Here is a 23,018-nt window from a genome sequence, read left to right on the forward strand (position 1 = left end):
AAATCAGTGATAAAAATCAAAAGAGCCAGCAACAGTGCTATTGCCGCAATAATCAAATGCGTTCTGGTTCTTAAAGACAAAGTCCTTCCTTTTTCGGATATTTTACAGGAATTTGATTTTTTTTGAAACAGCGAATTTTTAATGTCTTCAGCCGCAAAATTCAATGGCTATTGAACAATTTGATCTTCCTTTTTCTTTCATGAACATGATACAATCCAGCGTAAATGTTTCTCGGGGCATCTTTTTTCCTTTTTTAGAGTAAAGACTGAAGATGCCCCATTCCTTTTATTGATGCAACCTTTTTGGGATAATCCGCTTTTTATTCGTAAATATACATGCCGCACGACTCGTAAATTAACATGCCGTTGTACATCAAACGCTTTCAGTGCATTTTCCTCCGTATCAGCCATGTACATTTCCTGAATCATGAACTTAGCCTTTGATTGAACACTCTTCGTCATTTTGTCAAGAATGTTTGCGGTTTTATGCACCCAACACCGCTGCCGTTTTGTTTCAGGGAACACCTCATCAAGAGCTTTCCAGAAACCCAATGCCCCGTCACCGATCGCAAGCTTTGGATCAACCTGCATTCCTTGTTTTTTGAGCCCCAAAAGCATTTCTTTCCAGCTTTCCGTACTTTCCCGATACCCGTCGTTAACTGCCAGTAATTCCTTGTTTCCAGAGCTGTCAGCCCCCATAATAACCAGGATGCAGCTTCGTTCACTTTCCAGCCGGACATTGAAATAGATGCCATCAGCCCAAATATAGGCATATTTATTTTTGCTTAGATCTCGTTTTGACCAAATCAGGAAATCGTTTTCCCAACTCTTTTTCAGACGGACTATATTGGTCGCTGACAAACCTTTAGCACCCTCTCCTAAAATTGATGCCAAGGCATCCTGAAATCCATTGGTAGATATTCCCTTCAGGTAGAGCACCGGAATCAGGTTATCGACACTTGGAATCTTTCGGAGATATCGGGGCAGGATGGCGCTAGTGAATCGTTCTTCCGTCCCCTGATCAAGTTTTCTGTCGTCTACCCGAGGCGCTTTCACATTGAATGGACCCAAGCCTGTAATAATTTTTCTCTCCGGATAATATCCGTTCCTCACGACTATCCTACGGCCTTTCTCATCGACTCTCTTTGAGTGTTTTTCAATAAATTCGTCTATCTCGTTTTCAATGGCCTGGATCAACATCCGTTGAGCTCCTTCTCTCAAAACTTTTTCCAGTACAGACCAACTGTATGTATCTTTATCTTGTTGAATTTTTGTGGTATAATCCTTCATAGAGCATCTCCTTTTGTTGCTGGTGTGGTACCAACATTTTACAGGAGGATTTGCTCTTTTTTTATCTCATCCACAACTTTTGATTATAACTCAAGCACAGTCAGTTAAATTCCCTATTATTTTATAATGTGGTTGACAATAAAAATAAATAAGTTGACAATATGAAGCGATTACATTGACAAAAGAGTTTTAATGAAAGGATACAAATTGAAAGTTCGAGCTAGAGGTGAGCAGGTCCGTCGATTTATTATAGAGAATGTAGAGAAATATCCAAAAAATATTGCTAAGTTAACAGCCAGAAAATTCAATGTCTCCCGCCAAGCAGTTAATAAACATATACAAAATCTTGTCCTTGAAGGAATTGTTTCGGTTCAAGGAAGCACGCGTAGCAGAACATATAAACTACGCTCCTTGGATCAATGGGATAAAACATTTCAGATTGTTCCAGGGCTGGCAGAAGATGTTGTCTGGAGAACAGATATATTACCATCTCTAGGTAACCTGCCTGGGAATATTATTGATATTTGGCATTATGGATTTACGGAGATGTTTAATAATGCAATCGATCATTCTGCAGGTACTTTGATTTACATACAACTTACAAAAACAGCGGCAGGCACAGAAATGATATTATCAGATAACGGGATTGGGATATTCAGGAAAATTCAAACTGAATTAAATCTTCTTGATGAACGCCATGCGATTTTGGAATTGTCAAAAGGTAAACTGACTACAGATCCAGCAAACCATACTGGAGAAGGTATTTTTTTTACTTCCAGAATGTTTGATGATTTTATTATTTTATCCGGAGGTGTTTATTTCTCACATAAATATGGTAACGAGGAAGATTGGATACTTGAACTTGATAAATTTTCTTCAGGAACAACAGTTTTTATGCTTTTGCATAATCATACATCTCGAACTCTTAAAAAGGTCTTTAATCAATTCACATCAGATGACGATTTGGGATTTTCAAAAACAATCGTTCCCGTTCGCTTAGCACAATATGGCGATGATAAACTAGTCTCCCGTTCACAGGCCAAAAGGCTATTAGCACGTATTGATCGATTTAGAGTTGTTATATTCGACTTTAAGGGAGTCGAAACAATAGGACAAGCTTTTACTGATGAGATATTTCGTGTATTTCAAAATAAACATTCCGATGTTGAACTAGTTTATATCAATGCGAATTCAACGGTATCACAGATGATAAAAAGAATAATTATTTCTAATAAGTGAAAAGGTGGATATAATAATAAATTTTTTGACCAGAGTATCTTCGTTTATACGGTATAATCTTATAGGTAATATTTGTTTTAAATATTGTACAAAAAGTATTGTCTTTTTGTTAACCACCCTGTTGTTGAAATATTTTACAACATACCGATATTAAACAAGATAGGCAGAACCTCAAATATTGAAGTTCTGCCTTTTATACAAACTGGCTGCTCGGGTGGGACTCGAACCCACGACCTAGTGGTTAACAGCCACCCGCTCTGCCAATTGAGCTACCGAGCAGTGCAGGTTAAAATTCTATCTCATTTAATCTTTTTGTCAAGAAATATCGAAAAGGCACGAGTTCAGGGAAGAATGAGCATGGCGTCCCCGTAAGAAGCGAAGCGGTAACCGCTGTCCAGCGCTTTCCTGTATGAACGCAATATGTTTTCCCTGCCGGCAAACGCCGAAACCAGGCACAAAAGAGAAGTTTTTGGAAGATGAAAATTAGTAAGTAGACCGTCAACGGTTTTGAATTCGTAAGGCGGGTATATAAAAATACTTGTCCACCCGCTCGACTTTCCTACTAATCCCCTCGATTCGGCGCAGGATTCCAAAACTCTGACTGTCGTCGTTCCCACGGCGAAAATCCTCCCTCCCTTTTTTTTAGCCGTATTTATTTTTTCAGCAGCAATTTCCGGCAGTTCGTAATATTCGGCGTGCATTCTGTGTTTTTTAAGGTCTTCAGAAAGATACGCGAATGTCCCGGGACCGACGTGCAGTAAAAGATAAACGGCTTCAACGCCTTTTTCCTCTAGATTTTCGAGGATTTCTTCGGTTATGTGAAGGCCGGCAGTCGGCGCGGCCACAGCTCCCGGAACGCCGGCGTAAATTGTCTGATACCTTTCTTTGTCAGAATTCTCGGCTTTTCTTTTTATATACGGCGGAAGAGGAGTTCCGCCGATTTTGTCTATCTCTTCCCAGGAAATCTCCTTTTCAGTGATGAATCTCACTGTTCTGAAAGAACCTTCTCTTCGGGTTTCGATGAGGATTTCAGTGTCAGAGTTGTCTAATTTTATCAGGTCATTCACTCTTATTCTCTTCGACGGCTTGACAAGGGAGTTGAAAACATTTTTTTCGGAAGTTTTCTCTGTCAGAAATATCTCCGCCGCTCCGCCCGTGGCTTTTTTTCTGCCCAGAAGTCTCGCCGATACGACTTTAGTGTTGTTCATAACGAGAACGTCGCCTTTTGATAAAAATGAAGGAAGATCAGAAACCAAATAATCGCGGGATATAGAGTTTTCGGATTTAGAGACGACGAGCATTTTAGAAGCGTCTCTTTTTTCAAGAGGAAACTGGGCTATTCTTTCCGGAGGAAGCTCGTAATTGAAATCTTCGGCTTTATAGTGAACCACTTGAAATGAATTTTTTCAGTGTTCTTCTCGCCTTGACCTTGTCTTTGACGCTGACATATACCGAGTAAATACCGTCTGCCGCTTCGGGATTTTCGACAGAAGAAGCTATCAATTCGGCGCTCAGGGCGTTCATCAGCCTGTAAGCCGGATTTCTGCCGGGGAACTCAGCAAGTTTGAAAACCTCAGTTTTCATCGAACAATCTGCCGTCAATTTTGACTCCAACGTAGGAATACGCCGCCGATGTGGCCATTCTGCCTCTCGGCGTTCTTTTTATCATGCCTTTTTTAATCAAAAAAGGTTCGTAAACCTCTTCAATCGTGTCGTCGCTTTCGCCGAGAGCGAGCGCGAGAGTTGAAAGGCCGACCGGCCCTCCTTCAAATTTCTTTATAATTGTTTCGAGGATGTCCCTGTCTATTTTTTCAAGTCCGAGCGAGTCAATGCCGTGGTTGTCCAGAGCCTGACAGGTTCTTTTGACTGAAATTCTGTTCTCCTTGCTCACCTGCGACCAATCTCTGACCCTCCTCAGGAGCCTGTTTGCTACTCTCGGCGTGCCGCGCGATCTTTTTGCTATTTCCACTGCCGCTTCCCTGTCAATTTCAATGCCGAGTATGGATGAAGATCTTTCGATTATAGTCGAGAGCTCCCGCACGTCGTAATAATCGAGCCTGAAAGTCATCCCGAATCTGGCCCTGAGAGGAGGCGTCAAAAGCCCGGTTCTCGTTGTAGCCCCAATCAGAGTAAAAGGTTTGAGTCTTATTTTTATAGTTCGCGCCGCAGGTCCTGAATCAATAATTATGTCCAGAGCAAAATCCTCCATCGCTGAATAAAGGTATTCCTCGACTATTTTGTTCATTCTGTGTATCTCGTCAATGAAAAGAACGTCTCTGAAAGAAAGGTTCGTCAGAATTCCGGCAAGATCTCCCGCTTTGTCAAGCACCGGCCCCGAAGTTGAAAAGAACTTCACTCCCATTTCCCTGGACACGATGTTCGCCAGAGTCGTTTTACCAAGCCCCGGAGGGCCGACAAAAAGGGTATGCTCAACCGCTTCTTCCCTGCCTTTAGCGGCGCTTATTGCAATTTTAAGGTTCTTTTTCAGGTCTTCCTGGCCCGGAAATTCTTCGAAAGTCTGCGGTCTTATAAGCTGTTCTGTCTTTCTGTCGCCTTCCTGAACTTTTGGATCGGTGTTTTCTTTCATATTTTCGCCAGGCTTTTTCTAATGAGCTCTTCGACGTCTATTCCGGGTTCTTTCGAAACAACCGATGCGACGGCCTTGTACGCGGCGATTCTCGAATAACCCAGTGTAACCAACGCGTTGACGGCGTCTTCTGACGAAGAAGACTCGAATTTCGCGGTTTTTCCTCCCTGAATTTTATCTTTCAGTTCAATTATCATCCTCTGAGCGGTTTTTTTCCCGATTCCTTTGAGCGTCTCCAGAAAACCGAGTTCTTCTGAACCAATGGCTTCTCTCAATCTGTCGGGATTGGATGCCGAAAGCATGGAAAGTGCCATCTTTGGACCGATTCCTTTTACTGTAGTCAGGAGAGAAAACAACTCTCTTTCATTTTGTGAAAAAAAACCGTACATCTCTATGTTCTCCCTGCCCTGCGAGGCCGAGAAGCACAGTTTTGTCCACAAAAAGGCTTCCGATCCCTCTTCCGGAAGGCTTTCAAATGAAGTGACTGAGGTAAGGACTTTGTATCCGATGCCCTGTATTTCAAGAACAGCGAAAGCAGGAGTCTTTTTTAGGAGCTTCCCCTTTAAAAATTCAATCACTGCAAAAAGACCTCTTGTTTATGTGAGTCAAAGCGATTGCTATGGCGTCGAATACGTCAAAAGCATATTCGTCTATTTCGCCTAAAATGCTTTTCACCATGTACTTGACCTGTTCTTTTCCGGCGTTTCCGTTTCCAGTGAGCGATTTTTTTATCTCCCGAGGGCTGTATTCGAAAACGCTTATTTTCTTCTCAGCAAAAAGCTCGAATATCACTCCCCTCGCGTGTGACATCATCATGGACGAACGAAAATTTTTTGACAGGAAAACAGTTTCGCACGCGGCTTCAGTGACTTTCGATCCGTCAATTACAGTTGACAAACCCTCCCGTATCAGTCTGAGCCTGTTACCCAGGGAATCGTCAGGTTTCGTTCTTATCATGCCGCAATTTTCCAGTCCGAGTCTGTTTCCGTCAGAAAAAACGAGACCGTAACCCGTAACGGTGAGACCGGGGTCTATCCCCATGACAATCACTGATTTTCCAGCGCTCCGAGAATCTCGTCAGATATGTCGAAATTGGCGTGGACGTTTTGAACGTCGTCCTGATCTTCAATACTGTCCATGAATTTCAAGATTTTTTGAGCTTTTTCCTGATTCGGGATTTTTACGGGATTGTCAGAAATCCATGCTATTTTTGCCGACAATACGCGGAATGTTTTATCAATTTTTTCCCTGACGGAATTGAAACTCTCGAACGAGGTGTATATGAAATACGAGTTTTCAGCGGGTTGAAAATCTTCGGCTCCCGCGTCGAGAGCCGCCTCCATGGTTTTGTCCTCGTCCAGACCCGAAGAATCTATTTCAATTATCCCTTTTCTGACAAACATCCATGCGACGCAGTTCGGCGAACCTAGGTTTCCGCCGTATTTTGTAAACAGGTGCTTCAGTTCGGAAGATGTCCTGTTTTTATTGTCTGTGGCAGTTTCTACAAGGACCGCGACTCCCTCAGGTCCGTATCCTTCATACAAGACCTCTTCATACACCACACCGGGCATTTCGCCAGTTCCTTTTTTTATTGCCCTGTCAATATTGTCCTGGGGCATGTTCGCGCTTTTCGCCGCGATGACGGCCGTTCTCAGTCTGGCGTTGCCGTTCTGATCGCCGCCGCCTTCTCTTGCCGCCAGAGTTATTTCCTTTATCAGTTTTGTAAAAATCTTGCCCTTCTTGGCATCGATTTTTTCTTTTTTCCTCTTTATCGTGCTCCACTTGGAATGCCCGGACATCGTCACCTCCTTAAAATCTCTTCTCCGGTTTTTGGATTTAGAAGCGGAACATTGGCCGCACACTGGGGACATTCTTCGGGCGCGTAATCTTCGCCCTGGGCGCTGTGAAGAGCTAATATCGGGGATTCGGAAGTTTTGTTTTTTCTCCTGTCAATCATTACTGCGTTGAGAACAATTATTCCGCCGGCATTTATTACCGCTTTCTCAGCCGCCTGGATCGATTTTCCAGTCGTCAGGACATCGTCAACTATTACAGTTCTCGCTCCCTGAGGTATTTTCATGCCCCTCAGAAGGCAGAATTCATCACCATTCTTCTCAAGATACACACAGCCCAAACGGAGTGTTTTTGCAACTTCGAATGCGAGTATCATTCCTCCCGTCGCGGGACCGCAAACAATGTCAATGTCTCCTGAATGTTCTTTTATTATCATCTCGGCGATCCTTCTGCACAGGATCGAGGTCATCTCTGGTTTTTCGAGAATCCTGAATTTTTCAAAATAAAATGAAGAATGCCTTCCCGAAGTCAGAACGAAGTGACCCTTTTTAACAACACCGAGATCGCGCAGAATCTCTTCGGTGCTCTTTTCAATGTTCTCTTTGATCAATTCAAAATCTCCTTTATGCTTTCTACGAACGCGCGCGGATCGGGCGACTTGATTACGGGTCTTCCCATGACAATGCCGTTCACTTTGGCAAGTTTTGCTTCTTTTGGCCCGTAGGCTCTGCGCTGATCGTCGGAAGTTTCCGTCAATCTTATTCCGGGAGTTATTATAAGAAAATCTTCGCCGTGGCGTTCCCGCAAAAAGGCAGCTTCTCCCACCGAACAAACAACGCCGTCCGCGCCGGATTCCCGGGCGGCATCAGAAAGCTTCAAAGCGTGCTCTTTAATATTCCCTGTTCCGGAAAAGCACTCTTTGAAAGATTTATCGTCAATACTCGTCAAAATTGTAATAGCGAGAAGCTTTGTCTTCGATCCCGAAATCGCTTCAGAAGCGACCCTGATCATCTCTCTGCCGCCGGAAGAATGAGCCGTCAGATATTTTACTCCAAAAGCCGCGGCTGCCTCCGCCGCTTTTCCGACGGTGTTCGGTATGTCGTGAAGTTTTAAGTCGAGAAAAACTTTCTTTTTCTGCGAAATAAATTTTTTGACCGCATCGGGACCTTCACGGCTGAAAAGCTGAAGCCCGACTTTGTAAACATCGACGGAATCGTCCAAAACTCCGACCCATTTTTCAGCTTCTTGTAAACTGTCAAAATCCAGCGGAAATATGAATTCGATCATCTAAGAATCTCAATTTTGACTCTGCCTTTGGAAAGCAGGTCGATTCTCCTAGCTGACTCGTAACTGAGATCGATTATTATACTCTCGTCCACAGGTCCTCTGTCGTTGATTCTGACGACGACGCTCTTTGAATTTTCCAAGTTGGTCACTCTCACCAAAGTTCCGAAAGGAAGGGTTCTGTGGGCGGCCGTTAAAGCGTACATGTTGAAAGTTTCGCCGCTCGCCGTCCTTTTACCGTGAAAAGCTTCTCCGTAGTAAGTCGCGTATCCGGTCGTCGAATTGTCTGTGTCCGTTCTGTCATTTTGACCGGAAGACGTGTCCCTGTCGTCTGTTTCAACATGCTGATTTAATCCGTTTTCCCTGTTTATATGCGTTGTCGACGAATTGAACATGGCGGTCGCGCATCCGGCCGCCGCAAGCACTGAGGCAACGAGTGTGAAAATTATGATTTTATTCATGTTCCAATTTTATATCATTTAACGATTTTAATCCATGTCTTGAACAGTATTTTTTCAATCCATTAAAAATTTTTTTAGGAGAATCAGGATCTGAAAACAAAACTGTTCCAAGGGATATGGCGTCGACTCCGGCGAGAAAAAACTCGACCGCGTCATTGTAATCCGTGATGCCTCCGCCGCCTATTATCGGAAGTGAAGTTGATTGCCTCAGACAATAAACGGCATAGAGCGCGAGCGGTTTTATGGCAGGTCCGCTAAGTCCGCCGGTTTTGTTGCCTATGGCAAAAGTTCTTTTTTCAGTGTCGAATAGCATTGCGGGAAAAGTATTTACAAAAGACAACGCGTCAATGCCGGTGTCTTCAGCCGTCCTGGCTATCTGAGTGTACGCGTCGCCCTGGGGAGTGAGTTTGAGTATGAGAGGTTTTTCAGTGGCTTTTCTCACTGAGTCAATCAACTGTTTCGCGGACTCTTTGTCTTTTCCGAAAGAAATGCCGCCTTTTTTAACGTTCGGACAGCTGATATTTATCTCAAAAGCCGCAACTGTTTCGCTTTCGTTCAGTTTCTCAACGACTTCGACATAATCTTCAGTTTCTTCGCCGGCGACGTTGACTACTATTTTGACAGGAAAATCCTTGAGTCCGGGAAGAATTTCATTTCTGAAAATTTCCAGGCCCGGGTTGGCAAGACCTATTGAGTTGACAAGTCCGGAATGACATACTGCAAGCCTCGGAGGGGGATTTCCCTCTCTCGGTTCTGGGGTCACTGCTTTCGTGATTACGGCTCCGACGAATGAAAAATCAGTCAAACCTTCCAGTTCAGGTCCGTTGCCTGCCGTGCCTGAAGCCAAAAATACAGGTGGACTGAATTTTACTCCCCTCAGCAACAGGGCCGATTCTTTCAATTCAGATCCTCTAGCCTGAAAACAGGCCCTTCAGCACAGACTTTTTTGCGCTCTTTCAGAAGAGGGGACACACAACCGGCGCATGCTCCTATTCCGCATACCATGTATGCTTCAAGACAAAAATAGGAATCTATTTTCTTTTCTCTGCAGATTCCGGCCAGTTTTTCGAGCATGACCGGGGGTCCGCACGCGAAAACAATTTCCTCAGGATTTCTGTATTTACTAAAATTATCCGTCACGAGGCCTTTTCCTCCCTGGCTTCCGTCTTCCGTTACAACGAGAGTTTTCCCTGGCGGCAGGTTATAACCTGGAACGGACATTGAATTTTTGGCCCCTACAAGATACCTCGCGTTAAAACCACAGCTTTCGAAAACTGCCAGAGGGGCGCATCCAATACCTCCTCCGACAGCCAGGATTTTCTGTCCGCGATCAGGATTGAAACCGTTGCCCAGGGGTCCAGTCAAGTCGGCGGTTTTCCCCTCCTCAAGACGCGCGAGAGATGCACTGAAGGCTCCTCTTTCTTCGACGAGAAACTCTATCTGTTCGCCGGAATACCTGTGAACAGAAAACGGATGCCTGAATCCGAAGTTTTCATCGATTTTTATCATAAAAAAATGCCCGGGAAGGATCTGAGTCAGACCTTGCATTTCGAAAACGAGATGCCAGGTTTTTTCCGACGCTCTATTTTTATTCTTCAGTACCGCTCGTGTCCGCATATCCGAGTTTTCCAAAAGCGTATTGAGAATAATCGGTTGACGGAAAAAACTCGATCACAGATCTGTATATCGAATCCGATTTTGAATAATCCCCTTTTTCTCTCAGGATATTCGCATACATAAGCAGGGCTTTCGGATAATATTCGGATTCAGGATAATTGACAATGATGCCCAAAAATTTCTGTTCGCCTATTTCGGAATTGTTGAGTTCGAAGTTGTAAAGCTCTGCGAGAAAAAATTCTATTTTGTCTTTTCCTTCGCCCGTCATTGTCTCCGCCTGAGCTTCGTAAACGAAAATCCTTTCGAGTGAAAGAGCTCTTCTCATCGAGAGTGAAGCCGTCAGATCATCAGGATTCGAAAGCCTCGCCTGATCATAAAGCTCCTTGGCTTTTGCAAGATCGAAAAGGTCTTCTTCGTATATTTCCGCCGAAAGGTACAACGCCTTGGCGGCTTCTCTTGTCCTGGCGTATGTTTTTACAATTTCGTCGTACATAGAAATTGCCTGCTGATATTCGCCTTTTTCTCTAAGGCATTGCGCAATTTCAATCGCAACTTCAGCGTCGTTCGAACCTGTCGTCATGCGCGATCTGAGAGATTGGAGAACTTCTATCGCTTCGTCGGTTCTGTCGAGGTGTCTCAGCGCCTGGGCGAATCTCAAATTTGTCCTGTAGTAAAGAGGAAAATTCTTTTCGTCAAGAACTTCGTGTATCTGCTGTTGCAAAAGAAACAACTGGGTCCAGTCCTCATTTTTAAAATATATTTCCGATTCTTCAAGAAGAACGGGCAGGTAAAAAGAGCTTCTTGGATATTTATCCTTGAACTCAGAAATCTTCGAAACTGCTATAGAATGTTCTCCCGACAAAACGTAAACTTTTATCTCGTTGTAAAGCGCTTCGGGCATAACATGCCTGTCTCCGGTCATGTATGCCTTGATAAAATAACTGAGCGCGTTTTCGTACTCGCCTTTCAGCGTGTAAGCCACACCAGTCTTCAGAAGCGCCATCGCGTGAAAAGAACTGCCGGGATAGAATTGCACGATTTCCTGGAATTTCCTTATGGCCATCTGATACTCGCCTTTGAGCAGAAATGCATTTCCCATCATGTAAAGCGCGTCATCAACGAACGGACTTGAGGAATTGTACTTCACTATTTTTCCGCATCTTATTATCGCCGAATCGAGTTCAATGATACCCACAAGGAGGGTGTCTCTGCCTGACAAAGCGGCGCTTTGTCTAAGTCTCAGCGCCGCACCGTAGTATTTCTTCGCGTTGTAGTACGTGTTGAAATAAGCCCTGTAGCCGCAGGAAAAAAAGACGGCTGAAAAAACAAGAACAGCTGACAGTTTTATTATTCTTTCCTTAATTCCATTCCCCTTATGAAATCAAGTTTCGCGTTGTCCCTTTCTCCGAGCTTTTCTTCGCAAATAGCCCTGTTCGTGTATGCGTCGGGGCTATACGGGTCTATCGCTATGGCTTGAGTGAAAATATTTTTCGCCTGAGTGTAGAGTCCGCTTTCCATAAGCATAACACCGTAATTGAAATACAGAAGAAATGAAGTACTGTCCAAAACCGTCGCTTCAGAAAAGCATTTCAGCGCATTTTCCTTGTCGCCGGTCATCATTTCAAGCATCGCGCGGTTGTATAATGCCGAGGCTTTTATCTCGGAGGAGGTGTCTTCGAGCGCAAAATCCAAACAGGATCCAATTTCAGCTTTGTTTATCAGGACCGTTTCCTCGTCAAGAGACATCAGCATTGAAGTTCCTAACATGTAATACTCGGCCGGTTTTAAAGACGAGTAATTTTTCAAAAAAGCCGTCACTTCAGCGTATTCACCCGATCTGAAAAGAGCGATACAATAGTTTTGTCTCGCCTCTTCGTAAAGGTTGTCCGCTTCGAGAGACTTCTCCAGGTAAACGACCGCCTGGACATTGTTATCCTCTTCCAGCATGGAAAAGCCGGCTAAATTGTAATAATAAGACGCCTCGCCGGATACAGACGCCGCAGCGACAAAACATCTCGCGGCGTCTTCGAAAAGATTTTGTCCGAGGTATTGAAAACCGGCTTCGGCGTATATTGCTTCGACTGAAAATCCGGCTTTTTCAGCATCTCTCCGAGCCTGGGTTTCCCCAAGACCCAGCGCAAAAGAAGTGTCCGCCTCAAAGGCCGCTTCCAGATATTTTCCGCTCGCATGCAGGATCAATGCGTACCTGTATCTGACAACCGCATCGCCGGGCTTTTTCGACACTTCTTTTTCCATCGTAGTCAGCGCTTCGGAATATTTCCTTTCGCTTACAAGTCCGAGACTCTTGTCCCAATATCCCGAAAAGCTCAGACAGCCCGTCAAAAAAATTGAAACGGCGAGAAGATATAAATTCCTTTTCATTTATCTCAATCGCCTAATTCCAGAGCCCTTCTGAGATCGTCCTGAGCCTTATCCCTCATATCGAGGTTGTTGTAGCTATCCGCCCTGAGGTTGTAGTATTTTGCTTCTTCTTTGATCTCTATTGCCAGGGTGATCGCATCGACGGCTTCCTGGTGCCTTCCCAGTTTGTTGTAGCTCAAACCGAGATTGTAGAGAAGTTTATCCTTGTTGGGGTCAGTATCTTCAAGTAATTCGACCGCTTCATTGATCACCGGTATTGCATCCTCGTATCTCTCAAGATTGACAAGGCATATCCCCCTGTACAGGGCTATTTCGCTTATTCTCGAAGAAGGATCAATTTGAACTGATTTCGCGAAGGCTTTTTCAGCCATGTCCATGTTTGCCGTTCTGCCTTCGATGTCGCCTTCAGAACCGAGTTTATTGGCGTTTTGAATGTAAGCAAGCCCCAGGTAGTAATTGAGCGAAGCCGACGTGTCATGAAATACCTGAGCGTTGTTAAAGGTTTGTATCGCGTTTTCGTAATCGTTAACTTCCGTAAGGTAATAAAGTCCGAGATTTCTCAGAGCCGGGAAATTGTCAGCGTCCAGAGAGAGAGCGTAATCATAGTATTTCATCATTGAATCGAACTGTTCAGATTCCTTGAAAATCGAACCCAAAATTGCATAAGGAGTCGCCGAATCCGGTTCCATCTCAATACTGTATTTCAAAAAAGAAGCGGCTTCATCGTATTTCTTTTCTCCGAGTGATTGGACGCCTCCAGCCAGAAACACCTGAAAAAAGTTCCACGCATCGATACCTTCGCCTTTGCCCCTCTTTTCTATTTCCTGAATATCAAGTCCTCTGTCCATGGCTTTTTCGAGGTAACGGCATGCTGTTGCATAGTCCTGTTTTTCCACGTAGGCAACACCCGTCCAGTAATACGGTTCCGGATTGTTGGGTTCCATTGAAATTGCCGCTTCACCTTCTCTTATGGCTTCGGGAATTCTTTTTTGCTGAAGATAAACTTTGAGGGCTGTCAATCCGCTGCTTTCACACGCAAAAGATCCAATAATTACCGCGGTCATTACCGCGCCCAATAACGCCTTTTTCATATTTTCTCCTTTCATGATTTCCATTTTTCTGAACGCTGAACACAGCAATATATCATAAGCGCTTTTTCCGTTCCAGTTCAAAGTCAAAAAAAGAAGCGCCTGACTTTTTCTTTAAAACTTTTTTCAGTCCGGGTCTTTTTCTCTCCTTCATGTCCGTAATGGTACTGATAATAATATTTGTAATAATAACCGTAGCCGTATTTTCCCGTTATGTCGACGTTGTTGAAAACAGCTCCTTTGACATCAGCTCCGATGTTTCTGAGCGCTTTCAGAGCCGCTTTTGCCGCGTCTTTATCCGTTTTTTCCGAACGGATTACAAGAATTGCTCCGTTTGTCTTTTTTGACAGTATTACGGCGTCCGTCACCGCAAGGATCGGAGGCGAATCAAAGACAATAAAACCGAAATCCGACAGCTCGTTATTAATTAAAAAATCCATTTTTTCCGAGGAGATTACCTCGGAAGGATTGGGGGGTATCGTTCCGCATGGTATAAGAAACAGGTTGTCAACTCCGGCGGGTTTAATAATTTCACCTATCTCTCTCATTCCGAAAAGGTAATCAACCAGACCAGGCGTTCTATCTGCCGAAAAAACGTTGTGCAAAACAGGTTTTCTCATATCTGTGTCAATCAGAACCGTTTTTATGTTCTGCTGGGCAAACGCTACGGCAATATTTGCTGCGGTCGTAGATTTTCCCTCTTTCGGCAAAGCGCTCACCACGGTTATCGATTTTACTTTCTTGTCAACCGAACTGAAAGTTATGTTGGTTCTGACTGTCCTGTAGGCCTCCGAAACCGGCGATTTCGGCGATACATGAGTGATCAGGCTTCTCTCAATGGCTTTTTCAGGAGCAAACTGAATTTTCGGACCGGTCTTTTCAACGTCAGCAATGAAAGGAATGATGCCGAGAAGTTTTATCTTCAGAACATTTTCGATTTCTTCCGGATCACGGATTGTAGTGTCAAGCTTGTCGAGTGCGAAGGCAATGGCGAATCCCAGAACCGCCCCTATAAAACCCGCAATGATTACGTTTTTTTTCTTCTTGGTGCCGATTGGCCTGACAGGGGTCATCGCGCTGTCTATCAGAGATAAGTTGCCAACCTGTGTTGCTTCAGAAATTTTAGCCTCCTGAAGTTTCTGAAGGAGCATTGTGTACGTCTGTTTTTCCACCTCGACCATCCGGTAAACGCGTTCAAATTCGGCTATTTCACCGGGGAGGCTTTCAAGTTCAGATTGAATCGAATAAACGGTTTTTTCCAGCGCGGAGTAACGCGCCCTCGACGACGCAAGTTCGACTTCGGTCAGGACGTAATCTTTAACTATAGCCGACCATACCGGATCTACAGGACCGGAGCCGTAAGTTTCCATCATGATCTGGGTTTCTGCTGCAATTTGTCTTTTGAGGTACTCTATTACGGAATCGAGATGCCTTACTGAAGGATGGTTTTCAGTGTATTTTCCGAGAAGTTCCGATTTCTGAATTTCGTAATTGTTTATCTGATCCTGAATTGAACGAAGCGTCGGATTTGAACTTAATTCGGGGATTGCCTGTGATTCACCGTAAAGGCTAAAAGCCCCGTTCCCTTCAAGCTGTGACCTCAGAGCGCTGATTTTCTGTTCAAGCACCCTCACTTCAATCATTGTGTTGACTCTCGCCTTTATCAGTTCCGAAAGCTGTTGTTCCACTCTCACTTTTTCTGTCTGCGCCGTAAGCCAGCCGTATTCCTCCTGAAGTTTTTTAAGATTCTTTTCGGCGTTTTCCAGACTGCTGTTCGTTATCAGCAATTGACCTTCGATGAATTCCCTGACATTCTTTGCCGTTTGTCTTCCGCTTTGAATGTCGAATTCAACCATGACTCCCGCAAAAGCGTTTGCCATTTTTCTCGCTTCTACAGGATCTGAATGATTGACGGTTACGAGCAGTATGTTTGTTTCCTCCACATTCGTTATATAAACCAGCCTCCTGAGAACATCCGCCATAACGTTTACGGGCAGTAACCTTACGTGAATTGTTCCGGTGTCGCCTTCGTCTGTTCTCAAGGTAAAAGAGACTAAATCGAGCCTGATTGTGTCTCCTAAATGAAAGGTTTCTGTCGTGTGAGACCCCGACGAATCGAACATGATTATTTCGGCGGAGTCATTTTCTTTTACTTTCAGAGAAAAAGAATCAGTTTCAATAATCTCGGCCATCCATAGAACATGTATCCCGACGTCATTTGGCCGTTCAAAACCCGTTGTATTATACATGAAGTTTTTATTAAGTTTTCTTACAACTCCTTCGGCGACAGACCTTGAACTGAGAAGCGCTATTCTGTCGTTAATCGGATTTATGTGGTAGGAATAACCCTGAAATACGTTTCCCCAAAGACCCAGGTTCTGAGTGGCGACAGACATTTCATAGTCTATCCTCAGCGCCGCTGTGGCGCTGTATACGTTTACGGATTTAGTAGTCGAGTAAACGGAAATCAGAAGTGACAACAAAAAGACAACAAATATAAGCCATCTGAAGCGCACGGCTGATTTCACCAACGCGTTGTCAAAAAGATTTATCTGCTCTGTAGCATTTTCAGTTATACCGTCAGGTTCCTGCATGCGCTTTTTATTGGGAAAGTTTGTAAAGAGTTATCATGAAAGTCATCGTCGTCATAATGGTCCCCCATTCGGTCCAGGAAGGCCACCAGACTTTGGGTACGTATATCACGTCACCTGATTTCAGTTCCACGTCCTTTTCAGTTCCCGACATTGCGAGACATTCTTTGAGATTCAGATGGATTTCATTTCCATCCCTGTACAAAGCTGCTCTTACAAGATCCGCTCTCTGAGCCGGACCTCCCGAAAGAGACAGAAGTCTGGAAGCGGTTATAGATCCTTCGACGTCATAAACCCCGGGAGATTTCACTTCTCCCAGAATAGTTATATTCCAGACAGGTATGACATATACCGTCGGGTCCCTGTATATATCCCTCAGGTAACGGGAAATTTCATTCTGTGCCTGTTCGATCGTCAGTCCTTCGACCATGATCCTGCCTACGACAGGAAGGATGATCGTTCCGTCACTCTGAATCGTGTAAAGATTTTCTCTGCTTTCGGCTGATTCGGCGACAAGTATCACTTTTAGCTGGTCGCCTTTGGCGAAGACCTGAGAGACGGAACATAAAACAATTAAAATGAGGGAATTCATCTGAGAAACTTGTAATACAGGTATGCGAAGGCGGAAAGAGCGGACACCGCCGACAGCAGTTTGAACATCAGCGTTTTTTTAAGCTGGATAGTTAAAAAATAAATAACTGAAATTGCAGTTAGAAAAAATCCCGCTTTTACCGACGCTCTCACAAAAATGAAGAGAGAACGCGGTACGAGATCGACTGAAAACACCGAAATAACGAAAAGGAACGCCATCAGAATGAATGGAAAAAGCACTCTCAATGGAAATTTACTCAAAAAACCAGTTTCGTCGAAATTTTCATGCACGGTAAATTTTTTTCGCAGATTCATTTTCTCTCTTGCTTGATAAAGAGTTAAAATTCCGAAATATTGCATTATTCTGAATCGTAATTATAATATAATGGTACATTCTTCGCCATAATAAAATTTCAAAGGAGAAAGACTGTCATGAGTGAAATAAAAGAAATTACAGAAAAAATCAAACGGAACCGCCAGATCATCGACCAGATAACTATTTCAATAAGGAAAAGAATAGTTGGACAGGACAAGATGATAAACAGGATACTGGTTTGCCTTTTGGCTGACGGGCACATATTGATAGAAGGCGTGCCCGGCCTCGCCAAAACTCTTACTGTTTCAACTCTGGCGGAATCAGTCAGAGCCATCTTTCACAGAATTCAGTTCACTCCCGATCTTCTGCCTGCGGACATAATTGGCACGCTGGTTTACAATCCAAAAGAAGGCACTTTTTCGACAAAAAGGGGGCCCGTCTTCGCCCAGATAATACTGGCTGACGAAATCAACAGGGCTCCCGCCAAAGTTCAGAGCGCCCTTCTCGAAGCAATGCAGGAAAGACAGGTGACCATAGGCGAGACGACTTTCCCTTTACCAAAGCCTTTTCTTGTACTGGCGACCCAAAATCCTATCGAACAGGAGGGGACTTATCCTCTTCCGGAAGCTCAGGTCGACAGATTCATGCTCAAAATAAATCTTGACTACCCGACTCCCGAAGAAGAACTGGAAATCCTGGACCGTATGACACAGCCCGACGACATAGTGATAGAACCGGTCGTCAATTCAGAGACAATAATAGAACTCATGAATCTCACAAAAAAAGTCTACGTCGAAAAATCAATAAAAGAATACGCCGTCAGGATAGTCGCCTCTTCGAGATGGCCCTCAAAATACAAGTTAAACGAATTGAACGGCCTGATATCATACGGAGCTTCCCCCAGAGCGTCCATTTACATAATAAAAGCCGCGAAAGCCCTCGCCCTCATTGAAGGCAGAGGTTACGTCTCCGATTACGACATCAAAGAGATCGCCCGGGACGTTCTCAGGCACAGAATAATAATCACTTACGAAGCTGAAGCTGAAAAAATTACAACAGACCAGATAATTTCGACCATACTTTCTAAAATTCCCACGCCATGAACAAGACGCTCGAAAAAAGAATCGCCGGAAAAATAAGAAACATCGAGATAAAAACAAAAAAACTCGTCGAATCGGCCATCGGCGGAAAATACACCAGTGCGTTCAGGGGATTGGGGATCGAATTCAACAAAGTGAGGGAGTACGAACCAGGAGACGACATCACTTCCGTTGACTGGAACGTCACGGCGAGAACAGCTGACGACAGACTGTACGTCAAGGAATTCATCGAAGAAAGGGAACTGCAGGTCTTTCTTGTCGTCGACACTTCGGCTTCGATGGTCTATTCAAGCCTGAAAACAGGTGAAGATGACCTCGCGCCGCTTAAAATTGACATTGCCGCTGAAATAGCGGCCGTCCTCGCGCTCAGCGCCATTAAGAACAACGACAAAGTCGGTCTCATGACTTTCTCGGGCGCCGTTCAGGAATACATTCCGCCGAGAAAAGGCAAAAGGCATGTTCTTCACATAATCCGGGACATTCTTTCCAATACAGAAGCCGTGGGACAGACAAAGCTTTCAACGACCCTTGAAAACCTTTACAGGGTCATAAACACCAAGGCAGTGATTTTCATTATCACCGATTTCATGCTCGGACAAGACGACGATTACGCAAAACCTCTGGCTGTCCTTTCAAGGAAACACGACTGTATCGTAGTCAGGATCTCGGATCCTTACGAAGAAGAATTTCCTGACGTTGGTCTTGTCAATCTGATAGACCCTGAATCGGGCAAAGAAATACTTGTGGATTCATCCTCCGGTTCTTTTCGCAGGACATTCAAAGCAAGAATGGAATCCGAAAGAGAATTTCACAGAAAGATATTAAATAAAACGGCCGTTGACGTCATTGACGTCAAAACCGACGCGGATTACATTCCAATTCTTTATAATTTCTTTAAATTGCGGACAAAAAAGAGATGAATTTCATCCTGTTTCAGGTTTGCCTTTTATCGCAGTTTTGCACGTTGAATCCCTCGAAAGACAGCGTTTACCTTGGTGAAATCTTCCAAATTGAGATCTCTTACTCACACCCGAGAAATTGTTCGGTAACGGTATCGGGAGACAGTGCCGAATGGCACCCTTTCATTATGAACGAAGCGCCCGCCAAATTCCTTCTGACAAACGGAGAAGACAGCCTTTCCACGGTTTTCACTTTATCAGGCGCCGTATACACCGAAATAGACTCGGTGTCGATTCCCATACCGCCGGCGAGTTTCCATTTACCGGACACTTCCTGGACAGATTCTCTCAGAACATTGGACATGACAATGCTTTCTAGCCTCACCGGACCAGACGACACGATTTTGTCACCTTTGAGGCCGAGGCTTGACTTCCCTCCGAAACCTCCGGAACCCCTATACAAAAGACTTTTCAGAATGACACTGCGGTTCTGGTATATCCCTTTGCTGATTATCTCGATTATATTGATTGCCTCAGCAGCTTATCTGCTTATTAAAAAATCAGCTAAAAAAGGATTCTTTGTTTTGTCTCCAAAAGAAAAAGCCATGGATGAGCTGTCTAAGATATTCAATTCATATTTGAAAGAAAAATCTCCGGTTTCAAAAGAGTTTTACGAAGAACTGACTGAAGTTTTCAAAGATTATTCGGAAAATGTTTCTACGCTTAAAACGAAAAAGATGACTGTCAGGGAAATAAGGGATGTCTTCCTTAAATCATTTTACGTTTCAAAAGATGTTGAAAAATCCCTGTCCTCTTTCAACATGACGTCTGAATTGGCAAAATTCTCCAAAAAAACCTTCGATTCCGAAAAAGGACAGGAAGATTACGAAGCCGTAAAAAACTTTGTCTGGGTCTTCCCTCTTTTTAAAAAAGACGAGAACGGAAAAAAAGGCGGAAAAAATGTTTAGGTTTTCCCATCCCTGGCTTCTTATATTCATCCCCCTGGTAATCGGTTTAGGCTTCTACCTCCAATTTTCGAAAAAGCCTTCCGTCATCTATTCGGCTTCATCTTTTTTTGGAGAAAAAACCACTTTTAGGATTTTTGTAAAAAAATCGCTCCTCTGGCTTTACGTAGCAAGTGCAATCGCGGCTATATTCGGCGCTGCGGAACCTCTGGGAAAACCCATAATAATTAACAGGGAAAAAATCGGAATAGACATAGTGCTGGCTCTCGATTTATCGACGAGCATGGAGGCGCCCGATTTTTCACCGACAAGATTCGAAGCCGCCAAAAAAATTGCCATCGATTTCATCAAATCACGGGAAAATGACAGAATAGGTCTGGCAGTTTTCGCCTACGACGCATATCTTCTCGTCCCGCCCACCCTCAATCATTCATTCCTCGTCAACAGTATTGAAGATCTGTCTCCGGGTATAATAACCGACGGGACAGCAATCGGTATGGGCCTGGCACTCGCTGCGAACGGTCTTCGCGATTCGGACAGCCCGAGCAAGGTGATAATACTGATCACCGACGGCGCCAACAATGCCGGATACGTGGACCCGGTAACGGCCGCTGAAGCGGCGAAAACACTCGGAATGAAAATATACACAATAGGCATCGGGACAGAAACGTCTTTCACTTACAACAGCCCGACTTACGGATATGTTTATGCGTCGACAGCCGATTACGAATTACTTTCAAAAATAGCCTCTTCCGAAAACACCTCCTTCAGGGCGACGGACAAAGGAGCCCTTAAAAAAGCTTTCACGATGATAGATCAACTTGAAAAAACAAGGGAAAGCGGCGAAATTCTGGCGTTGAGTCCGTCAAAGGCTCATTTTTGGGTTGCAATGTCCATTATTTTGCTCACAATCCCGTTTATTCTCGACAGGACTTTTTTCAGGAGCATACCTTGATATTTACAAGACCCATATTCCTCTATTTGATCCCTGCCGTTGTTTTACTTTCTGTCATACTCCAGACCATCAATCTTATCAAAAAGAAAAAGCTGGTCGGCAGACTTCTCGCCACCGGTCATAAATCGAGGTTGTCGCTGTCCGATTTGAGAGTGGAAATAGTCAAAGAGTCTCTCATAGCGCTCGCTTTGACTTCTTTTCTTTTCGCCGCCGCAGGTCCCGCGAATGAATCAGAAATATCGTCTCTGACAAAAAAAGGCATTGATATAATTTTTCTCTGCGATATCAGCCGCAGTATGGAAGCTTCGCAACCGGTGAAAAAAATTGAAATAGCAAAAAAGATTATGACCGGAATCATAGAAAGGAGAACCGACGACAGGATTTCTCTTGTTTTGTTTTCCGGAAGCGCGACAATCGCAAGCCCGTTGACTTTTGACCACAGAAGTCTCAGGAACTCCATTAAACAGCTGTCAACAAGAGCTACTACCAGCACCGGCACTTCATTTTTAGGAGCTTTCACGGCTGTTGAAAGAGTGATAGAAAAAGAGGCAAGCCGTTCGACAGTTGTCGTTTTACTGTCCGACGGAGAAGATTTCGGACCTGAAATATCGAATGAACTTGACTGTCTTTCCGGAAAAGGAATACCTGTTGTTTCCGCGGGAATAGGCAGTGTCAAGGGAGACCCTGTCCCTGAAATTAATTTTGAAGGTGAAATTGAGGGATACATAATGCTTTCCTCATACGACACCGCGAAAACTTATCTGGAAGAAGAAAATTTGATGTCGATATCGGACAAGACCGGCGGTGTATATTTAAGGGCGGAAAATCCGTCGAGAACCGCGGAAGAGATAGCCCGGTTTCTTGAAACCGTTCGAAAACAGGCCATAACTCAAAAACAGGACGCCATGTATGTTTACCATTATGAAATACCGCTTGCTATAGGCGCGGTTTTGATTGCCCTGTCAGTCACTGTGGAGAAAAAAAGAAGGTCATCAAAATGGTACTTTTGATTTCATTGTTTTTAACATTTTCGATTCCTCCCGACAAAGCATACGAAGGAGCACTGTCACAAGACGCTGGAAATTTCAGCAAAGCCATTGAACTTTACAGTAAAGCACTCGAAGAATCTCCTGGAAATTTTACAATTATCTACAATCTCGCTTGCGCTTATTACGACAACGGTGAACCTGAAAAAGCCGCTCTATTTTTCGATTCGATCCTGTCTCCGGATTCTGTTTTCGCCGATATGAAACCCGACATTTTATACAACGCGGGAACATCATATCTCAGATCCGCGCAATCCGGAACAGACTCCAGTTCGTCTTTTTTGGATTTATCAATAGAAAGGCTCATACAATCTCTCGTTTTAAACCCTTTCGATAACGAATGCCGGCGTAATCTTGAAATTGCCCTAAAAATGAAAAATGATCAGCAACAACAGAATCAGGATCAGCAAGATCAGCAGGACCAACAGGACCAGCAGGACCAGCAGGATCAGCAGGATCAACAAGACCAGCAGGACCAGCAAGACCAACAAGACCAGCAGGATCAGCAGGATCAGCAGGATCAACAAGACCAACAGGATCAGCAGGATCAACAGGACCAACAAGATCAGCAGGATCAACAAGACCAGCAGGATCAGCAGGATCAGCAGGATCAACAAGACCAGCAGGATCAGCAGGATCAGCAAGACCAACAGGATCAGCAGGATCAACAGGACCAACAACAGCAGGACGATTTACCTCCCATGTCCAGTGAACAAGCTGAAAGGATTCTCGACGCGGCTCTGAACTCGCCCGGTCAAGATTCGATTCTCCCTCAAAGTAACGGTAAGTCGAATCCCAGCGGCCAATGGTGATA

At 44.2% G+C, this 23,018-nt stretch carries 25 protein-coding genes and 1 tRNA gene; 7 read left to right on the forward strand and 19 right to left on the reverse strand.

The genetic code is table 11. The features are described 5' to 3' along the window. Positions 1 to 197 precede the first annotated feature (197 nt). Entirely contained in the window at positions 198 to 1,289 is a 1,092-nt protein-coding gene (locus JXL83_03760) for an IS256 family transposase (protein ID MBN2363227.1), read from the reverse strand. Between the two features lie 192 nt (positions 1,290 to 1,481). On the opposite strand from JXL83_03760, the gene JXL83_03765 reads away from it, so the two are divergent. Then, the gene (locus JXL83_03765) at positions 1,482 to 2,528 is read left to right on the forward strand and encodes a DUF4325 domain-containing protein (GenBank protein ID MBN2363228.1); all 1,047 of its coding nucleotides are present in this window, start codon (positions 1,482 to 1,484) and stop codon (positions 2,526 to 2,528) included. Between the two features lie 203 nt (positions 2,529 to 2,731). Here the strand turns inward: JXL83_03765 and JXL83_03770 are convergent. The 18 genes from JXL83_03770 to JXL83_03855 form a co-directional block, all read right to left on the reverse strand. Beyond that, positions 2,732 to 2,807 (reverse strand) — tRNA-Asn (locus tag JXL83_03770). 62 nt (positions 2,808 to 2,869) lie between these two features. Further along, the gene (queA, locus tag JXL83_03775) at positions 2,870 to 3,919 is read right to left on the reverse strand and encodes a tRNA preQ1(34) S-adenosylmethionine ribosyltransferase-isomerase QueA (GenBank protein ID MBN2363229.1); all 1,050 of its coding nucleotides are present in this window, start codon (positions 3,917 to 3,919) and stop codon (positions 2,870 to 2,872) included. After that, positions 3,906 to 4,112, reverse strand: coding sequence for a hypothetical protein (locus JXL83_03780; GenBank protein MBN2363230.1), 207 nt, complete (start codon positions 4,110 to 4,112; stop codon positions 3,906 to 3,908). Before JXL83_03780 ends, queA begins: the two co-directional genes overlap by 14 nt. Continuing rightward, complete coding sequence (gene ruvB, locus JXL83_03785; GenBank protein MBN2363231.1) at positions 4,102 to 5,115, reverse strand: Holliday junction branch migration DNA helicase RuvB; 1,014 nt, start codon at positions 5,113 to 5,115, stop codon at positions 4,102 to 4,104. The genes JXL83_03780 and ruvB overlap by 11 nt, the downstream gene beginning before the upstream one ends. After that, complete coding sequence (gene ruvA, locus JXL83_03790; protein ID MBN2363232.1) at positions 5,112 to 5,693, reverse strand: Holliday junction branch migration protein RuvA; 582 nt, start codon at positions 5,691 to 5,693, stop codon at positions 5,112 to 5,114. Before ruvA ends, ruvB begins: the two co-directional genes overlap by 4 nt. Continuing rightward, a complete protein-coding gene (gene ruvC, locus JXL83_03795) occupies positions 5,686 to 6,165 on the reverse strand; it encodes a crossover junction endodeoxyribonuclease RuvC (GenBank protein MBN2363233.1) in 480 nt (159 codons plus the stop codon). Before ruvC ends, ruvA begins: the two co-directional genes overlap by 8 nt. Then, positions 6,162 to 6,914: a YebC/PmpR family DNA-binding transcriptional regulator gene (locus JXL83_03800; protein MBN2363234.1), complete on the reverse strand. Its 753-nt coding sequence runs from the start codon at positions 6,912 to 6,914 to the stop codon at positions 6,162 to 6,164. Before JXL83_03800 ends, ruvC begins: the two co-directional genes overlap by 4 nt. Positions 6,915 to 6,916: 2 nt before the next feature. After that, the gene (locus JXL83_03805; GenBank protein ID MBN2363235.1) at positions 6,917 to 7,519 is read right to left on the reverse strand and encodes an orotate phosphoribosyltransferase; all 603 of its coding nucleotides are present in this window, start codon (positions 7,517 to 7,519) and stop codon (positions 6,917 to 6,919) included. Next, the gene (gene pyrF / locus JXL83_03810; GenBank protein ID MBN2363236.1) at positions 7,516 to 8,196 is read right to left on the reverse strand and encodes an orotidine-5'-phosphate decarboxylase; all 681 of its coding nucleotides are present in this window, start codon (positions 8,194 to 8,196) and stop codon (positions 7,516 to 7,518) included. Before pyrF ends, JXL83_03805 begins: the two co-directional genes overlap by 4 nt. Next, a complete protein-coding gene (locus tag JXL83_03815) occupies positions 8,193 to 8,654 on the reverse strand; it encodes a septal ring lytic transglycosylase RlpA family protein (protein ID MBN2363237.1) in 462 nt (153 codons plus the stop codon). Before JXL83_03815 ends, pyrF begins: the two co-directional genes overlap by 4 nt. Continuing rightward, on the reverse strand, positions 8,647 to 9,555 hold the full coding sequence (locus tag JXL83_03820; GenBank protein MBN2363238.1) for a dihydroorotate dehydrogenase: 909 nt from the start codon (positions 9,553 to 9,555) through the stop codon (positions 8,647 to 8,649). The genes JXL83_03815 and JXL83_03820 overlap by 8 nt, the downstream gene beginning before the upstream one ends. Further along, positions 9,552 to 10,202 carry a hypothetical protein gene (locus JXL83_03825; GenBank protein MBN2363239.1) on the reverse strand — a complete coding sequence of 217 codons (651 nt, stop codon included), beginning with the start codon at positions 10,200 to 10,202 and terminating at the stop codon, positions 9,552 to 9,554. Before JXL83_03825 ends, JXL83_03820 begins: the two co-directional genes overlap by 4 nt. Positions 10,203 to 10,242: 40 nt before the next feature. Beyond that, positions 10,243 to 11,466: a tetratricopeptide repeat protein gene (locus tag JXL83_03830; protein MBN2363240.1), complete on the reverse strand. Its 1,224-nt coding sequence runs from the start codon at positions 11,464 to 11,466 to the stop codon at positions 10,243 to 10,245. Between the two features lie 152 nt (positions 11,467 to 11,618). After that, positions 11,619 to 12,653 (reverse strand): hypothetical protein, encoded by a 1,035-nt coding sequence (locus JXL83_03835; protein ID MBN2363241.1) that lies wholly within the window; start codon positions 12,651 to 12,653, stop codon positions 11,619 to 11,621. 5 nt (positions 12,654 to 12,658) lie between these two features. Further along, a complete protein-coding gene (locus tag JXL83_03840) occupies positions 12,659 to 13,744 on the reverse strand; it encodes a tetratricopeptide repeat protein (GenBank protein ID MBN2363242.1) in 1,086 nt (361 codons plus the stop codon). Between the two features lie 83 nt (positions 13,745 to 13,827). Further along, positions 13,828 to 16,335, reverse strand: a complete 2,508-nt coding sequence (locus JXL83_03845) for a polysaccharide biosynthesis tyrosine autokinase (protein MBN2363243.1) — start codon at positions 16,333 to 16,335, stop codon at positions 13,828 to 13,830. A 7-nt stretch (positions 16,336 to 16,342) separates the two neighbouring features. Beyond that, entirely contained in the window at positions 16,343 to 16,924 is a 582-nt protein-coding gene (locus JXL83_03850; GenBank protein MBN2363244.1) for a polysaccharide export protein, read from the reverse strand. Next, on the reverse strand, positions 16,921 to 17,238 hold the full coding sequence (locus tag JXL83_03855) for a hypothetical protein (GenBank protein ID MBN2363245.1): 318 nt from the start codon (positions 17,236 to 17,238) through the stop codon (positions 16,921 to 16,923). Before JXL83_03855 ends, JXL83_03850 begins: the two co-directional genes overlap by 4 nt. A gap of 117 nt (positions 17,239 to 17,355) precedes the next feature. Between JXL83_03855 and JXL83_03860 the strand changes: the two genes are divergently transcribed. The 6 genes from JXL83_03860 to JXL83_03885 are packed head-to-tail and all read left to right on the forward strand — an operon-like array spanning position 17,356 to position 23,016. Continuing rightward, entirely contained in the window at positions 17,356 to 18,342 is a 987-nt protein-coding gene (locus tag JXL83_03860; GenBank protein MBN2363246.1) for an AAA family ATPase, read from the forward strand. Then, positions 18,339 to 19,259, forward strand: coding sequence for a DUF58 domain-containing protein (locus tag JXL83_03865; GenBank protein ID MBN2363247.1), 921 nt, complete (start codon positions 18,339 to 18,341; stop codon positions 19,257 to 19,259). The genes JXL83_03860 and JXL83_03865 overlap by 4 nt, the downstream gene beginning before the upstream one ends. After that, positions 19,256 to 20,206, forward strand: coding sequence for a hypothetical protein (locus JXL83_03870; GenBank protein ID MBN2363248.1), 951 nt, complete (start codon positions 19,256 to 19,258; stop codon positions 20,204 to 20,206). The genes JXL83_03865 and JXL83_03870 overlap by 4 nt, the downstream gene beginning before the upstream one ends. Then, a complete protein-coding gene (locus tag JXL83_03875) occupies positions 20,199 to 21,158 on the forward strand; it encodes a VWA domain-containing protein (protein ID MBN2363249.1) in 960 nt (319 codons plus the stop codon). Before JXL83_03870 ends, JXL83_03875 begins: the two co-directional genes overlap by 8 nt. Continuing rightward, entirely contained in the window at positions 21,155 to 22,168 is a 1,014-nt protein-coding gene (locus JXL83_03880; GenBank protein ID MBN2363250.1) for a VWA domain-containing protein, read from the forward strand. The genes JXL83_03875 and JXL83_03880 overlap by 4 nt, the downstream gene beginning before the upstream one ends. Next, positions 22,156 to 23,016 (forward strand): tetratricopeptide repeat protein, encoded by an 861-nt coding sequence (locus tag JXL83_03885; protein MBN2363251.1) that lies wholly within the window; start codon positions 22,156 to 22,158, stop codon positions 23,014 to 23,016. The genes JXL83_03880 and JXL83_03885 overlap by 13 nt, the downstream gene beginning before the upstream one ends. Positions 23,017 to 23,018 lie beyond the last annotated feature (2 nt).

The organism is candidate division WOR-3 bacterium (assembly GCA_016934535.1).
Classification (GTDB): Bacteria; SDB-A; SDB-A; order SDB-A; family SDB-A; genus JAFGIG01.

Excerpts from the sequence above, each read along its gene's own strand:
- JXL83_03760 (MBN2363227.1), bottom strand. The coding sequence starts at position 1,289 with ATGAAGGATTATACCACAAAAATTCAACAAGATAAAGATACATACAGT.
- JXL83_03835 (MBN2363241.1), bottom strand. The coding sequence starts at position 12,653 with ATGAAAAGGAATTTATATCTTCTCGCCGTTTCAATTTTTTTGACGGGC.
- JXL83_03875 (MBN2363249.1), top strand. The coding sequence starts at position 20,199 with ATGTTTAGGTTTTCCCATCCCTGGCTTCTTATATTCATCCCCCTGGTA.
- JXL83_03850 (MBN2363244.1), bottom strand. The coding sequence starts at position 16,924 with ATGAATTCCCTCATTTTAATTGTTTTATGTTCCGTCTCTCAGGTCTTC.
- JXL83_03800 (MBN2363234.1), bottom strand. The coding sequence starts at position 6,914 with ATGTCCGGGCATTCCAAGTGGAGCACGATAAAGAGGAAAAAAGAAAAA.
- ruvB (MBN2363231.1), bottom strand. The coding sequence starts at position 5,115 with ATGAAAGAAAACACCGATCCAAAAGTTCAGGAAGGCGACAGAAAGACA.
- JXL83_03860 (MBN2363246.1), top strand. The coding sequence starts at position 17,356 with ATGAGTGAAATAAAAGAAATTACAGAAAAAATCAAACGGAACCGCCAG.
- JXL83_03825 (MBN2363239.1), bottom strand. The coding sequence starts at position 10,202 with ATGCAAGGTCTGACTCAGATCCTTCCCGGGCATTTTTTTATGATAAAA.
- JXL83_03855 (MBN2363245.1), bottom strand. The coding sequence starts at position 17,238 with ATGAATCTGCGAAAAAAATTTACCGTGCATGAAAATTTCGACGAAACT.
- JXL83_03885 (MBN2363251.1), top strand. The coding sequence starts at position 22,156 with ATGGTACTTTTGATTTCATTGTTTTTAACATTTTCGATTCCTCCCGAC.
- JXL83_03870 (MBN2363248.1), top strand. The coding sequence starts at position 19,256 with ATGAATTTCATCCTGTTTCAGGTTTGCCTTTTATCGCAGTTTTGCACG.
- JXL83_03840 (MBN2363242.1), bottom strand. The coding sequence starts at position 13,744 with ATGAAAAAGGCGTTATTGGGCGCGGTAATGACCGCGGTAATTATTGGA.
- JXL83_03780 (MBN2363230.1), bottom strand. The coding sequence starts at position 4,112 with ATGAAAACTGAGGTTTTCAAACTTGCTGAGTTCCCCGGCAGAAATCCG.
- JXL83_03765 (MBN2363228.1), top strand. The coding sequence starts at position 1,482 with ATGAAAGGATACAAATTGAAAGTTCGAGCTAGAGGTGAGCAGGTCCGT.
- JXL83_03815 (MBN2363237.1), bottom strand. The coding sequence starts at position 8,654 with ATGAATAAAATCATAATTTTCACACTCGTTGCCTCAGTGCTTGCGGCG.
- JXL83_03865 (MBN2363247.1), top strand. The coding sequence starts at position 18,339 with ATGAACAAGACGCTCGAAAAAAGAATCGCCGGAAAAATAAGAAACATC.
- JXL83_03845 (MBN2363243.1), bottom strand. The coding sequence starts at position 16,335 with ATGCAGGAACCTGACGGTATAACTGAAAATGCTACAGAGCAGATAAAT.
- pyrF (MBN2363236.1), bottom strand. The coding sequence starts at position 8,196 with ATGATCGAATTCATATTTCCGCTGGATTTTGACAGTTTACAAGAAGCT.